This is a genomic window from Nostoc sp. WHI (assembly GCF_015714725.1).
In the GTDB taxonomy this organism is placed as follows: Bacteria; Cyanobacteriota; Cyanobacteriia; order Cyanobacteriales; family Nostocaceae; genus Nostoc.
In genome coordinates this window covers 18,503-32,842 of the sequence record NZ_WBKM01000147.1, presented here as the reverse complement: position 1 = coordinate 32,842, position 14,340 = coordinate 18,503, and the positions used below count along the sequence as shown (strand labels likewise).

Sequence of the window (14,340 nt, the reverse complement as noted above, 5' to 3'; positions counted from 1 at the left end):
ACTTTAGGTAAAAGACCAACAAGTTTCAGACAATGTTTGTTATTTTACTAATTAAATTGTTAAGGAAGCAGGTAAAAAGATCACAAAATTACAACCATAAAAAATAAGTAAGTTCAAGAACACTTTTTGATTGAGCCTTGTTCTTTTTTGTTTTGTATTTTTGTCCCCAAGCTGGGTAATCTAAAAGTAAGTGCAATAGCTACTGAAAATATCTGTAAGTAATAGGGAAACTATGAGAATTTTAGTAACGGGCGGTGCTGGGTTTATTGGCTCCCATCTCATCGACCGACTAATGAATGATGGGCATGAATTAATATGCTTGGATAATTTTTACACTGGTCATAAACGCAACATCCTCAAATGGTTAGGTCATCCGTACTTTGAACTGATCCGCCATGATATTACCGAACCAATTCGGTTAGAAGTGGATCAAATTTATCATTTAGCTTGTCCTGCTTCTCCAGTACATTACCAATACAACCCAGTTAAAACCGTTAAAACTAATGTGATGGGAACACTGAATATGTTGGGTCTGGCTAAACGTGTGAAAGCTAGATTTTTCTTAGCTTCAACTAGTGAAGTATACGGAGATCCAGAAGTTCATCCCCAACCCGAAGAGTATCGGGGTAGTGTCAATCCCATTGGGATACGTTCATGCTACGACGAAGGGAAAAGAATTGCTGAAACTCTATCATTTGATTACTACAGGCAAAATAAAGTTGATATTCGAGTTGTTCGGATCTTCAATACCTACGGACCGAGAATGTTAGAAAATGATGGTCGGGTGGTGAGCAACTTTATAGTTCAAGCCTTGCGAGGCAATCCTTTGACTGTATATGGCGATGGTTCGCAAACTCGTAGCTTCTGCTACGTTTCCGATTTAGTAGAAGGATTTATCCGCCTAATGAATAGCGACCACATTGGCCCAGTAAACCTGGGGAATCCTGGTGAATACACGATTTTACAACTGGCACAAGCTGTGCAAAACATGATCAACCCGGATGCACAGATTAAGTTTGAGCCATTACCTTCGGACGATCCCCGCCGTCGCCAGCCTGATATCACAAAGGCAAAAACTTGGTTAAATTGGGAACCTACCATTCCTCTGCAAGAGGGGTTAAAACTAACAATAGAAGATTTCCGCGATCGCATCACAAGCGATATCAAAAATCCAGCTTCCTGAGCAGTGTTTAGCACCGCTCAGAACTTTTGTGCAAGCTTGATCCTATGCTAGCCAGTACTTGAGTGGCTGTGTTTCCTCTGGGTGTGTAAGTGTCGTATTGACAACTTATTTTTTTAAACTAACGCTAATAAAGCGAGGAATTAAAAATGCGTGTTTGCGTAATTGGTACTGGTTACGTCGGTTTAGTTACAGGTGCTTGCTTGGCTCATATTGGGCATGATGTCATTTGCGTAGACAATAACGAAGAAAAAGTTAAGTTAATGAAGTCTGGGCAATCTCCAATTTTTGAGCCGGGACTCTCAGAAATTATGCAGTCTGCCATTCAAACAGAGAAGATTCATTTTACTAGCGATCTTGCTGCTGGAGTTTCCCACGGAGAAATTCTGTTTATTGCTGTGGGAACGCCACCTTTACCCACTGGTGAAAGTGATACTCGTTACGTTGAAGCTGTAGCCCGTGGGATTGGGGAAAATCTCAACGGTGGTTATAAAGTCATAGTAAATAAATCTACAGTGCCCATTGGCTCAGGTGACTGGGTGCGGATGCTTGTTCTAGATGGTGTTGTAGAGCGGCAGAAAACACTGGTAACCGTAGGTGGAGTGCCGAGTAATGAGAAATTATCTGAATTTGTAGCCGAGTTTGATGTAGTCAGCAATCCAGAGTTTTTGCGCGAAGGTTCGGCAGTTCACGACACCTTCAACCCCGATCGCATTGTACTAGGAGGCAATAGCCAAAGAGCAGTAGCCTTGATGAAACAACTGTATGCCCCAATTGTGGAACGCAAGTACGCTGAGGATCAATCTTTACCCCCAGTGCCAATTCTGGCAACAGACCTGAGTTCGGCGGAGATGATCAAATACGCCGCTAATGCCTTTTTAGCCACTAAGATTAGTTTTATTAACGAAGTTGCTAATATTTGCGATCGCGTCGGTGCTGATGTCACCCAAGTAGCCAAAGGTATCGGTCTAGATTCCCGCATCGGTAACAAGTTTTTACAAGCTGGTATTGGTTGGGGTGGTTCCTGCTTCCCCAAAGATGTCTCTGCTCTAATTCACACTGCTGATGACTATGGTTATGAAGCCCAGCTACTAAAATCTGCTGTTAGTGTCAACGAACGCCAACGCTTGATTGCTTTAGAGAAACTCCAACAAGTTCTGAAAATCCTCAAAGGCAAAACAGTCGGACTACTCGGACTAACCTTCAAACCCGATACTGACGACTTGCGCGACGCTCCAGCACTCAACTTAATTGAACAGCTAAACCGACTGGGAGCCAAAGTCAAAGCTTACGACCCGATTATTTCCCAAACAGGTATGCGTCACGGTCTTTCTGGTGTACTAGTAGAAACCGATGCCGAAAGACTTGCTGACGGCTGCGATGCTTTGGTACTTGTCACCGAATGGCAGCAGTTCAGCACTCTCGATTATGTGAAGATGGCAAAATTGATGAACAACCCCGTTATCATTGATGGTCGTAACTTTCTTGATCGCGAAGCAATGGTCAGGGCTGGATTCCAATATGTAGGTGTTGGACGGTAGATGATTTTGGATTGAATCTAAAATTTCTAACTGTTTTCAATGAAGTAGGGTGACAACATTGTTGTCACCCTACTATTCCAACAATATTTGGTTTAAGTTTTATCTCATAGCTAGTTTTTACTGGTCATATCAAGCACTATGTGGGATATGCTCAATTTCAGCATATCCACTGAAAATAAGTTTTTGACCTTCAGTTTCTAATCGGTTTAGCCGCATTTTCACTCCATCAAGGTCAAAACGATCCAAATCAACCATATTATCCAAAATTTCTACCAGCGCTACGCTCAAGGTTTGCGAGATTTCCCGTTGGGCTTCTGGCACTTGGTCGAGTTCAATCTTGGGGTTTTTGAAGGAAACTCGCCGCCGCTTTTCAATGGCTACAGTCACGATCATCCTCAGGGGTACAAGTTCGCCATTGTTTAAATCTGCTTTTGCTACAAGCTGCAACCGATTTTCAGGTAATAGCTGTACCTGGACTTCGGTAAAGGAGACTGGCTCACCGCCAGATAATTCTGTCAAGGATGGTACGGAGAGGTTAAGCAAGCGTTTTTTAACCAGTTCCGCATTAAAGGCTTGGTTGATCCCTGCTTCTGATAAAATTACCTGGGCGATCGCTTGAGTGGGTTGCTTAAGACTGAGTTTGCCTTTTAAAACCGAGCTGAAATCAATAGCAACCGCATCGGTTTCAAAAGACATTTCCTCAACCGCGAAATCCCTCCGAATCACCAAGCCACGACCGCTCATTTTGAAGCTATCAATGCTGCCTTGCAACAGTTTGCTGGAGGGGTAGCAGCGCACAAAGACTTCTACTGACTCGCTTTGGGTAAACAGGTGGCGAATCGTTTGGCTAGCGACCGTGTTGAGCATCCGCTCCCCCCAATCTGTGCCTTTAGGATCTTGTAAACCAGTAAGTCCGCCGAGCATGTGGTTTTTAGTCTCTAGAAGTTCTTTATACTTTTGTAACAAATTGTCAAGAATAGAGCAAGCGATCCCCGGATTAATTGTGCTGATGCGTAGGTGTAGAATCGCTGATGATTCATGGGGGAGTGTATCAGATGTTACTGTTTAGATTTGCTAGCATTAAATTTATTTAGTGCAAAACCCTGAACTACGAACGGTACGGAGGGTGAAATGGTCGTTACACTACAACTGCGCCAGATTGACGTTCAACCAGGGCAATATTTGACATTGCGCGAGATTAGTTGGGCAGAGTTTGAAGCAATTTTAGACGAAATTGGTGAGCATCGTGCAGCGCGAGTTGCTTACTTTCAGGAGATTTTGGAAATTCGGATGCCGTTACCAGAACATGAAGTAAACAAAGAACTGATCGGCGATATGGTTAAGTTGCTGCTCGATGAATTAGAACTGGATTGGGAGCCTTATGGTTCAACAACATTCAAGCGTCAGGAAATGAGAGCAGGTATTGAACCAGATACTTGCTTTTATATTCAGAATGCACGCCGGATGATCGGCAAGCGAAGACTTGATTTGTCAGTAGATCCACCCCCAGATTTAGCTATTGAAATAGATGTAACCTCAAAGACTCAGCTTTCAGCTTATGTCGCGCTGGGTGTTCCAGAACTTTGGTGTTATGGAAATAGTAAGTTGCAAGTCTTCGTGTTGCATGAAGGAGACTATTTGCAGGTAGAAACTAGCCCCACATTTGGGGATTTGCCTGTGATTGAGGGAATTTTGCAGTTTTTGAAATTGAGCCAGACACAGGGAGCTAGTGGAGCGCGGCGACAATTTCGGCAGTGGGTGCGATCGCTTTTAGTGTGATGAGTAGTAAAGATTCACCCTTTTAAACCCTCTAGGCAAAAGTGCGATCGCTTGAGTGGGTTGCTTAAGACTGAGTTTGCCACTTAAAACTGAGCCAAAGTCAATAGCCACCGCATCGGTTTCAAAAGACATTTTGTAACAAATTGTCAAGAATAGAGCAAGCGATCCCCAGATTAATTGTGCTGATGCGTAGGTGTAGAATGGCTGATGGTTAATGAGTCAATGTATTAAATATTACTATTCATAAAGGTGCTGAAGGACGTAAACACAGGTCAAACACGTTCTGTTTAGGAATGTAAACGGGAAATGCAGCATGAGTATGGCATTTCAAGTGAGGAAAGTTATCAATAACTTATTAGTGGGAATACTTGAACTAAGATATCAGACAGCTTCTCACCACTGCTAACCATAACATAGCTAAATCTAGCCTAGCTGATTACGTAAGAGCGGTTTGTGCTGAAGCTTTGATACCTATAGTTTCCCAGTAACATACTAAAACCATGAAAGCTACTCAAACCAACTTTCTCAAGTTCTTAGAAGGCAACAAGCAATTAATTATACCCATCTATCAGCGTCCTTATAGTTGGAAAATTCCCCAATGCCAGCAGCTATGGAATGATATTTTGCGTGCTGCAAATGATAATACAATTTCAGGGCATTTCATTGGTTCGTTAGTTTACATGGTAGATAGTGTGTATCTGACAGCAGTAATACCTAAATTATTAGTTATTGATGGTCAGCAACGTTTAACAACACTTTCATTACTGCTTTCTGTTTTAAGTAAAGCTATTAGAGCAAGCAATGAAGAAATTGATATTAGTTCTGAAGCGCTAGAGGATTTTTATCTTTTCAATAGACATGCAAAGGGTAGTGAACGATATAAGTTACTTTTAAATCAGAAGGATAGAGAAACTTTAATTCGACTACTAGAAGATACAGAAATACCTGACGATAAATCTCAGCAGCTTGTTGATAACTACCGATATTTTGAGATTCAAATTCATAAACCAGACATTGACCTCAATGCTCTGTATCGAGGCATATACAAGTTAATGATTGTAGAAATTTCTCTAGAGCGCGATCATGATAATCCACAATTAATATTTGAAAGTCTAAATTCCACAGGACTTAAGCTTTCAGAAGCAGACAAGATTCGGAACTATGTATTGATGGGACTTCAACCGGAGAAGCAGGACGAAATTTACAATCTATATTGGCATCCAATGGAGAAAAGCTTTGATAAAACCGCAAATTCTGAGCTATTTGACCGCTTCATTCGGGACTATCTGACCATCAAATCTAGATCAGGAACTATTCCTAATATTGGAGATGTATATAGTAGCTTTAAGATTTATGTACAAGATAAAAAAGATACTTTGATCAAAGAGATAGTAGCAGATGTTTACCTTTACTCTAAATATTTTGTAAAGTTAGCTTTTGCTCAGGAAACTGACCAAGAAATTAAGCAGTTAATTACGGATATTAATACTCTTAGGGTAGATGTTGCCTATCCATTTTTAATAGAAGTTTATGATGATTACATTCAAAATAAAATAGGACGGCAAGAATTTATTAGTATTCTCAGGCTTGTGGAAAGCTATGTATTTCGGCGGAGTATCTGTGGCATTCCTACTAGCTCTATGAACAAGAGTTTTGCCACTTTAAGCCGAGAAATTGATCGAGAAAACTACCTAGAAAGTTTACAGATTGCTTTGGGTGGTAAAAAGAGTTACAAAAGATTTCCAGGTGATGAAGAGTTTCGTCGAGAGTTGGTAGTTAAGGATATTTATAACTTTCGCGGTTGCAACTATCTACTTCGTAAACTAGAAAATTATGAGCATAAAGAGTTAGTCAATGTTCCAAAATATACTATTGAGCATATCATGCCACAAAATCCCAATCTTTCTTTAGAATGGCAGACAGATTTGGGAGAACAATGGAAAGAAATTCAAGCTAAGTATCTACATACTATTGGCAATCTAACTCTAACTGGATATAACCCGGAGTTGAGCGATCGCCCGTTTATAGAGAAGCGGGATATAAATGGTGGATTCGCAGATAGTCCTCTACGTCTGAATCGGGGGTTGCAACATCTGAAACAATGGAACGAAACAGAAATCAATAAAAGAGCAGAATCATTAGCAGATATGGCTGTTAAAGTTTGGTCTTCTCCATGTATGTGAAGTGAGGCGATCGCAACCTCTATGCAAAAGTGCGATCGCCTGATGATTAGCAGAGAGGCGATCTCGTAAATTGCCGATCGATATCTTGCTTCAGGAAGCAGAACCGCTTGTGGACAAACATCGCCATCTTTCTCAGCAACCTAGTATCGCCACCAAAATACGAAGCAAGTCCTCTATGTCAGCAGGAACACGATATAAGTTCAAGTCTTGAGTTATTTGTTTACTTTCTCGATTCAATAGACCAAATTGCCAGATATCCCCTGTAGAAACAGCCCCCTGTAAATTTTGCTCTTGAGAGTCAGTCCACGCATCAATAGCAATCAGTTCTACAGCAAGCTGGGTAAAACCCCTCGCCAAATCAGCATTTTTAGCTTCTACAACTAAGAGTTTATGGTCTGCATGAAGATAATAGTCAAGGGAACCTTTTAACTGTTCTGTAACTATAAGAGGATATTCGATTCTCAGTTGGGCATGAGTGTAATGAACAACATCCAGTAAAATTGGGGCAATTAATAACTCTCTGCGGGCTGCCTCACTAGTCAAACTAATATATGGCAAACTCTCCTCAATCCTAGATTTGAGATTTGCGAGTCTGTCTAATTCAATGCTGGACTTTTGTTGATTGAGAGAAGAACGTTTTAAAGAATAGCCAAATTCAGCCAGTATGTCTTCTGGCTCAAATGACATTTCAAAATAGCTTCTGAAAGTGTACGAGTGATTTGGTTGAAGGATGGGAATTTTGCTCATAGTGCATGATTAAACAATTTTGCCAAAATCTGCTTGAGTGCTTCACCTGCCTTTTCCATGCCTCAGATCAGGATTCCTCTTCACTTAAGTAAAGTCTTATAAATTCCTCAGCAGCTTCTGAGTTGATTTTCTGTAGACCTTTGCGGATCTCTAATATTGCATCAGATGTTGGTGATCTAGTCTCTTTTACCCAACCGTTGATACTAGACCTTGCAATACCCATTGCGACAGCTAGCTGATTCTGGCTGATTGCGTAAGTCTCTAATACTTGCTTGAGTGTTTTACCTGCTTTCCCCATTTCTTAGATTCAGGACTTACGCACTGTACAAAATGACTATCATGTGTATCAACGAAAATCCGTTGTTTCAGACCATTCGCTACTAGCTTTAGATCACTAGCGTAGGCGCAGCCCGCCGCAGGCATCGCTGGCTAATGGTGAAAAAATCAAACTTAAATGTCTGAAAACCCATATTCATATTTAATTGCTTCTGTCAATGCGTAAGTCCTAAGATTTTGTCAGGGAATTCAAAGCAAGTAAATGTACCTGATTGCGTACAACGAGCTAGACTAAACTTTAGTACGCAATCAGGTACATCATCTAAGAATAAGGTTTAGTTCAATGGCTGAAGAATTTATCTTTGACACAACAGACTTTAAGAACCCTCCCTCATCTTTTCGCAACCGTGAACAGGTCAAAATTCTCGTAATTGGTTCCCGTCAAGGTATTAACAGCATTATTCATTTGCTGTATCGTCTCGGCTTTGCTGAAGTAACAGCTTGGAGCAAACCGCAAGTTGCACCCAATAGTGAGGGCAAAGAAATGATGAGTATTACAATTAAACAAGTTACTTTGGATTAAATACAGTGAGTGGGTGCGATCGCTAAATCTACCAACGAACTTTTAACCAAAAGCGTAGGTATCGCAGCAAAGCATCCCCTCAACCATCCAACAGCATCAGATTTTCAAATGGATGCTGATTTTTCCAACTGTAAGTATTAAAATCTCTAAAATCTATCGACAAAATTCTTCCATGCCCCAGATGTTCTGCCAAAATCACTAACGAAGCATCGGCAAGATCCATTGGTAAGTCCGCATATTTTGCCATAAGTTCAGAAATACGCTTACCATGATGCGTAGGCGCAGCCCGCCCTTGGCATCGCAAATCAAAAACCGTAAATACCTCTAAAAATAAGTTATTGATAAAACTTACTGCATACTCTTCATCTAATCGCGCATTAATTCGCATCGTATCGTTAGGTTCGCTTGTCATACGATTTGTATGACAAACATAATATACCTCCTACCTCGTCAACAATTTCCGCCGCAAATTATCCAACGCTGCATTCGCACTCACATGACGAATTAAAGCTCGACCTCGCACTGCACCAAAGTGATACTCAAAACTTGCCACTTCATCCTTTGGCCCAGCTAAACCAACGTAAACTAAACCCACCGGCTTAGTATCTGTCCCCCCAGTTGGGCCAGCAATACCAGTAATACTTAATCCCCAAGTTGTTGCAAGGCGCGTTTTTACCCCAATTGCCATTTGCTCTGCAACGATCGCACTTACCGCCCCAAATTTATCTAAATCTTCTGGATTAACCCCCAGCAGCCCAACCTTCACCGAATTGTCATAAGAAATTACTCCACCCCAAAAGTAATCAGAACTGCCAGAAATCTCAGTTAACACTTGCCCTAAACCGCCACCAGTACAAGATTCTGCCACCGAAAGCGTTTCTTTCGATGTTCGCAACAACTGACCGACCACGGTAGCAAGAGTATCATCATTGACACCGTAAAAATCCAGTCCGGCAATTTCTTTAAGCTGTTTCTCAATCGGCAAAATCAGAGCTTCTGCTGCTGCTTCTGAAGTTGCTTTAGCAGAAATTCGCAATCTTACTTCCCCCTTACCTGCATAAGGGGCTACTGTGGGATTTGCCAAGTTTAAATAGGAAGCAACCTTTTCCGCTAAAGCAGATTCACCAATACCCCAAAACTTTAAACTCCGACTGTAAATAATTTCCTTACCCCAACCTTGACTTGTGAGAAATGGGACGGCTGTTTCTTCCCACATCGGGTGCATTTCACTGGGAACACCGGGAAAGGTAAAAATCGTGATTTCAGGACGGGGTTGCCAGATGATACCGGGTGCTGTTCCAGTGGGGTTAGGTAGAATTTCTGCACCTTGGGGAATCAAAGCCTGCTTGCGGTTACTTGGTGACATAACTCGACCACGTTGGGCGAATTTCTGAGTTATGTCTTCGATGATTTCTGGGTGTTCTACCAAGGGAACTTTAAAAAAATCGGCGATCGTTTCGCAGGTGAGATCATCTGGTGTCGGGCCGAGTCCACCAGTGAAAATAAGAATTTGCGCTCTGGAAATAGCAATTTCTATAACTTGCTTCAACCGTTCTGGATTATCGCCAACCACTGTTTGATAATAGTGGGGAATACCTAGCTGCGCTAATTGTTGCGCTAGAAATTGAGCATTGCCGTTGAGGATATCTCCTAGCAGCAGTTCAGTACCAACACAAATAATTTCTGCACTCATTGGAAGCAATAGTTAGGAGTTAGTAGTTAGGAGTTAAGAGTTAAAAGTTCAAAACTTAAAACTCATTCCTCTTAACTATCATCTCAGGCTAGGGCTGGTAGGAGTTAGGAGTTTAAAACTTAAAACTCATCACTCCTAACTCTTAACTATCATCTCAGGCTAGGGCTGGTACAGGAATTTCCAGGTGAGGGTATAAGGGGAAGCGATCGCACAATGCTGCTACCCGTTGCCGACAATCTTGGGTAACTATGTCGGAATCTGGAGAAAGTAGGCGATCGCTAATAATATTTGCAATCTCGGTAAATTCTGCTACTCCTAAGCCCCGCGTGGTCATTGCTGGCGAACCTAATCTCAGACCACTTGTAACAAATGGCGATTGCGGATCAAAGGGAACTGTATTTTTGTTGGCAGTAATATTTACAGTACTAACTAGCTGATCTGCCTGCTTACCTGTCATACCAATAGAACGTAAATCCACCAGCATTAAGTGGTTATCAGTGCCATCAGACACTAATTTTAAACCTCGGTTTTGCAGTTGTTCTGCCAAAGCACGAGCATTTTCAATCACTTGGGCAGAATAAGTTTTAAACTCAGGCTTCAGGGCTTCTCCAAATGCTACCGCCTTACCAGCAATGACGTGTTCCAATGGCCCGCCTTGGGTGCCAGGAAAAACAGATTTATCTAGCTTTTTACCTAGTTCTGCGTCGCTGGTCAAGATTAAACCACCTCTAGGGCCGCGTAGAGTCTTATGTGTAGTTGTTGTTACTACATGACAATGAGGAATGGGATCAGGATGAAGACCACTAGCAACCAAACCGGCAATGTGGGCAATATCGCCAAGTAAGTAAGCGCCGATTTCATCAGCAATGCTACGGAACTTTTCAAAGTCAATTATCCGGGAATAAGCCGAGTAACCACAAATCAGCAGCTTAGGACGCTCCCTCAGCGCCAGCTCCCGAATTTGGTCGTAGTCAAGTTGTTCTGTTTGTTGGCTGACACCGTAGTGGCTAACTTGGAACCACTTACCTGAGACATTTACAGGTGAACCGTGGGTAAGGTGTCCCCCATGAGACAAATCCATCCCCATAATTTTGTCCCCTGGTTCCAGCAGCGTCAGGAACACTGCAAAATTGGCTTGTGCGCCAGAGTGGGGTTGCACATTCGCATGAGCAGCACCAAATATCTGTTTAGCGCGGTCGATCGCTAGTTGCTCGATTTTGTCGATAAACTCACAACCGCCATAGTAGCGTTTACCAGGTAATCCCTCAGCGTATTTATTTGTCAGTACTGAACCTTGAGCCGCCAGTACAGCAGCAGAGGTAAAGTTTTCACTAGCAATCAACTCCAAATGGTCTCGCTGACGCTGTAGTTCGTCGTTGATTAACTCTGCGATCGCCGGATCACTGGAGGTAAGAAAGTCTGAATTAGTCCTAGTCACTTCAATTATCCTTATGGAAATTTGTACAACGGCTGATTTTGGTTGGATACAGCACCTAAGTAACAGTCAAGAGTCCATAAACTTTGGGTTATGGAACAATGGTTTTTGACTGCTCTACAGAGGCGATTAATCGTCTCCGTACTCTGGAGGTTTATTTATGCCAACTTATTTATTATTAGACCCAAGCTGGATTACTGCATCAATGATCATAACGTTGCTTTTTAAAATCCTCACTTTGCTGCATATTGTGAGGTCGTTAGACAATACTGTTTATGAAGCTGTGTTAAATCATCCTTGCAGCGATCGCTGTTCTGTGAGACAAAGAGCGACAAAAAGGCGATAAGCCTGACCAAGAGGCAAGGGGAGCAGGGGAGCAGGGAGCCGGGGGGAAAGATACGCTCATTTCGCCTGCACTCATGGTTTCAGAGCCAATAAATTTATTTATGGGGTTTCCCCCCTGCAAGAACTGCCCCTTTTCCTCTTCGCTGACGGCATGGCTACGCTTACCGCTTCAACGTAACAGTGGAAGAAAATCAGAGAATAATAACAAAATTCCCGAATTCTTAGAGAATTCGGGAATGCAAGGCTTTCGATTTTCACAAATCAAATAGGATTCGTATAGCGATTTTGATAGTAAACCAAAATCTGGTTAACTCGCTGCCGACTTTCTGAACCAGAGTTTGCTGTCCACGAAAGCCTCAAGCCACCAATTTGACTTTGATTGTAATCAAACTGTTGGGATGACTGAGGAATTAAATCTACTTCTACACCTTCGACTTGGCGTAGATGTGCTGCTATTTCTCGATAAACAGCCAAAGGCAAACCAGGAAATTCAATTTTTTCCTTAGTCTCCATCTTTAGGAAGCTCCCACATTAAAAGGGTTTTGGAGGGGCGTTGTCACCGAAATAGGATCACCAGTAGCAGGTGCAGCTGGCGGCGTTGACTTAACAGCCCCTTCTCCTACCATTTTGGCAACTTCGATGCCATATTGTTCCAGAATCACAATGGGGTTGTAGCCTTGATTCATTTCAATACGTTTAACCAGTACGCCATTTCCTAATCGCTGTCCCGCCTGCACATAGCGACTCGTCGGCTCATCCGGTACTTTGATAATTGCCTGTGGTTCCTTACTAATTAGAACTACACCAGTCACAAGAACAGCTCTTGCTAATTCAGGTTGTGCTGGCGGTGGCAATACAGATACTAAAGTAGGGTTGGGGACAACTTGAGGCAAAAGCTTAGGCAAGACTGAAGTCAAGGGAGGATTGACTTTTTTTGGTTTTGATACAGAAGAAACGTTATTTTTCTTTGGATTTGGATTTAAAGCTATGCTGCGTGTTGGAAGTTTTCGTTTTGCTATTGATGCAGTCGGTAGCTTAGGCACCACGGGAACAGGTCTTCCAGATATTTTGGGGATTCCGTAAACCGTCTGCCCAAAAACTTGTGCAAAGGGGTCACTTCGATTTTTTGATACTACAACTAATCGTGTCCGCTCTGTAGCATTAGTGGATTGAATCAAGTTAACAGATGTAGAAGTAACTTGTGAAACCTGTTTGGCAGGTATCACCGGATTTTTAAAGGATTGAGTCGTTGGTGGCAACTTTACTGCCATTTTGGCAATCGGCGCAGGATTGATGGCTTGTGGTGTATCTTCAGAAGCACATCCAGCGATCGCCAAGGTTAAAATAGCTGCAATTGTAATTGTTGAATTTCTGCCCATGAGCCGTTCTCAAAAGCCATTGGAGAATTGAAAAGTGGAAATTAACATGCCTGAAATTTGTATCAAAGGCAAAGTCTGTTCTCTTTATAACCTAATTTTTTGCATTTCAAGGGTTATTTTTAGCACTACCTACCTAGCAGAACTGCGGGGTTAGTTTGTTTGCAGTCAATCTTCTGGCACACCCATAAGCTGTTTCATCAAACCCAGTCCTTTCTTGACTCTACGGGAAACCGTTACTACACTGATGCCCAGATGTTCTGCAACTTGTTTTTGTGTCAAATCTTGCAAAAACACACATTCCAAAACATCGCGGGTGCGTTGTTCTAGCTGAACCAATGCTTGTTGTAAGCGAAGTTGGTCTTCTTGTGCCAGTTGAAAGCTGCGATAGTGAGGATCTGGAACCAATTCTCCCAAGCAGGTAGAGCCTTCTTCTCCATCTTGGATTGGCACATCAAGACTCAGGGGAGCGCGATTGATCCATGCTAATTTAATTTCTTGCCATTCGTTTACAGAAATTCCCAGTGCCTCTGCTAATTCCGAGTCGCTTGGTTGACGATTATGTTTTTCACGCCAAGAACGAGAAACTCCTATTGCCTGCTGTTGTAGCGCTAACCACCTCCGAGGAATTCGCACGGTGACGCCTTTATCTCGGAGATAGTGTTGAATTTCACCCCGAATATAGGGAAGAGCATAGGAACTGAAGGCATGTCCCTTGGAAAGTTCAAATCTTTCAATAGCTCTGATTAAACCCAAACATCCAACTTGGAGCAAATCATCGTAGGTTTCATGACATTGATTTGTCCAGTAGTGAGCTTCTTTTCTTACAAGTCCAAAATTGAGTTTTACTAGTTGATTGCGAATATTTTCTGACGGAGATTGCTGATATTGTCGCAACAACTGCCAAATTTCGTGTTTTAATTCATCGGTAGCTGTGGTAGGCATAGCATTGTGCTTATTGAGCAAATAAACAATCAAGCACTCGCGTTTAAACTAAGCTGCGATCGCCCGATATCAAAGACAATATCGCGCTATATGTCCTAGCAAATCCTATGGTAAATAACAAGTTTTTCTCAGAAAAAAACCATAGGTAGGTTGACAGTTGAGCAAAATTTAAATCAGCGAAATCGATATTTAGTTTGTTATTTATCTTTGGTATAACCTGTAGCTATTTTTAGAACTACATAGGAATAAAATATAAA

At 42.0% G+C, this 14,340-nt stretch carries 15 protein-coding genes and 1 pseudogene; 6 read left to right on the top strand and 10 right to left on the bottom strand.

Features of this window, described 5'->3' with window-relative positions; translation table 11 throughout:
- Nucleotides 1–232: 232 nt before the first annotated feature.
- The gene (locus F8S12_RS15485) at nucleotides 233–1,183 is read left to right on the top strand and encodes a UDP-glucuronic acid decarboxylase family protein (RefSeq protein WP_196517050.1); all 951 of its coding nucleotides are present in this window, start codon (nucleotides 233–235) and stop codon (nucleotides 1,181–1,183) included.
- A gap of 146 nt (nucleotides 1,184–1,329) precedes the next feature.
- Nucleotides 1,330–2,721, top strand: a complete 1,392-nt coding sequence (locus F8S12_RS15480; protein WP_196517049.1) for a UDP-glucose dehydrogenase family protein — start codon at nucleotides 1,330–1,332, stop codon at nucleotides 2,719–2,721.
- Between the two features lie 129 nt (nucleotides 2,722–2,850).
- Here F8S12_RS15480 and F8S12_RS15475 read toward each other — a convergent pair whose 3' ends face one another.
- Complete coding sequence (locus F8S12_RS15475) at nucleotides 2,851–3,645, bottom strand: LmeA family phospholipid-binding protein (RefSeq protein ID WP_196517048.1); 795 nt, start codon at nucleotides 3,643–3,645, stop codon at nucleotides 2,851–2,853.
- Between the two features lie 207 nt (nucleotides 3,646–3,852).
- Here F8S12_RS15475 and F8S12_RS15470 point away from each other — a divergent pair, with 207 nt between their 5' ends.
- Nucleotides 3,853–4,500 carry a Uma2 family endonuclease gene (locus F8S12_RS15470; protein WP_196517047.1) on the top strand — a complete coding sequence of 216 codons (648 nt, stop codon included), beginning with the start codon at nucleotides 3,853–3,855 and terminating at the stop codon, nucleotides 4,498–4,500.
- A 42-nt stretch (nucleotides 4,501–4,542) separates the two neighbouring features.
- Here F8S12_RS15470 and F8S12_RS15465 read toward each other — a convergent pair.
- Nucleotides 4,543–4,635: pseudogene (locus F8S12_RS15465) on the bottom strand (DUF2993 domain-containing protein); the annotation flags it as partial.
- A gap of 365 nt (nucleotides 4,636–5,000) precedes the next feature.
- Between F8S12_RS15465 and F8S12_RS15460 the strand changes: the two are divergent.
- Entirely contained in the window at nucleotides 5,001–6,683 is a 1,683-nt protein-coding gene (locus F8S12_RS15460) for a DUF262 domain-containing protein (protein ID WP_196517046.1), read from the top strand.
- A gap of 132 nt (nucleotides 6,684–6,815) precedes the next feature.
- Here F8S12_RS15460 and F8S12_RS15455 read toward each other — a convergent pair whose 3' ends face one another.
- Nucleotides 6,816–7,430 (bottom strand): hypothetical protein, encoded by a 615-nt coding sequence (locus F8S12_RS15455; RefSeq protein WP_196517045.1) that lies wholly within the window; start codon nucleotides 7,428–7,430, stop codon nucleotides 6,816–6,818.
- 67 nt (nucleotides 7,431–7,497) lie between these two features.
- Entirely contained in the window at nucleotides 7,498–7,728 is a 231-nt protein-coding gene (locus F8S12_RS15450) for a helix-turn-helix domain-containing protein (RefSeq protein WP_196517044.1), read from the bottom strand.
- Between the two features lie 321 nt (nucleotides 7,729–8,049).
- Between F8S12_RS15450 and F8S12_RS15445 the strand changes: the two genes are divergently transcribed.
- A complete protein-coding gene (locus tag F8S12_RS15445; protein ID WP_196517043.1) occupies nucleotides 8,050–8,289 on the top strand; it encodes a hypothetical protein in 240 nt (79 codons plus the stop codon).
- Between the two features lie 79 nt (nucleotides 8,290–8,368).
- On the opposite strand, the gene F8S12_RS15440 is transcribed toward F8S12_RS15445, so the two are convergent.
- From F8S12_RS15440 to glyA, 3 genes are all read right to left on the bottom strand, one after another.
- Nucleotides 8,369–8,701 carry a hypothetical protein gene (locus F8S12_RS15440; protein WP_230968028.1) on the bottom strand — a complete coding sequence of 111 codons (333 nt, stop codon included), beginning with the start codon at nucleotides 8,699–8,701 and terminating at the stop codon, nucleotides 8,369–8,371.
- Between the two features lie 30 nt (nucleotides 8,702–8,731).
- The gene (locus tag F8S12_RS15435) at nucleotides 8,732–9,982 is read right to left on the bottom strand and encodes a competence/damage-inducible protein A (protein WP_196517042.1); all 1,251 of its coding nucleotides are present in this window, start codon (nucleotides 9,980–9,982) and stop codon (nucleotides 8,732–8,734) included.
- Between the two features lie 154 nt (nucleotides 9,983–10,136).
- Nucleotides 10,137–11,420, bottom strand: a complete 1,284-nt coding sequence (gene glyA / locus F8S12_RS15430) for a serine hydroxymethyltransferase (RefSeq protein WP_196517041.1) — start codon at nucleotides 11,418–11,420, stop codon at nucleotides 10,137–10,139.
- Nucleotides 11,421–11,577: 157 nt separating this feature from the next.
- Here glyA and F8S12_RS15425 point away from each other — a divergent pair, with 157 nt between their 5' ends.
- Nucleotides 11,578–11,763 carry a hypothetical protein gene (locus F8S12_RS15425; RefSeq protein WP_196517040.1) on the top strand — a complete coding sequence of 62 codons (186 nt, stop codon included), beginning with the start codon at nucleotides 11,578–11,580 and terminating at the stop codon, nucleotides 11,761–11,763.
- 260 nt (nucleotides 11,764–12,023) lie between these two features.
- Here the strand turns inward: F8S12_RS15425 and F8S12_RS15420 are convergent, their stop codons facing one another.
- The 3 genes from F8S12_RS15420 to F8S12_RS15410 all read right to left on the bottom strand — a co-directional run bounded on the left by F8S12_RS15420 (nucleotide 12,024) and on the right by F8S12_RS15410 (nucleotide 14,083).
- Complete coding sequence (locus F8S12_RS15420) at nucleotides 12,024–12,275, bottom strand: hypothetical protein (RefSeq protein WP_196517039.1); 252 nt, start codon at nucleotides 12,273–12,275, stop codon at nucleotides 12,024–12,026.
- 2 nt (nucleotides 12,276–12,277) lie between these two features.
- Entirely contained in the window at nucleotides 12,278–13,141 is an 864-nt protein-coding gene (locus F8S12_RS15415; protein ID WP_196517038.1) for a hypothetical protein, read from the bottom strand.
- A gap of 165 nt (nucleotides 13,142–13,306) precedes the next feature.
- The gene (locus tag F8S12_RS15410) at nucleotides 13,307–14,083 is read right to left on the bottom strand and encodes an RNA polymerase sigma factor SigF (protein WP_196517037.1); all 777 of its coding nucleotides are present in this window, start codon (nucleotides 14,081–14,083) and stop codon (nucleotides 13,307–13,309) included.
- Nucleotides 14,084–14,340 lie beyond the last annotated feature (257 nt).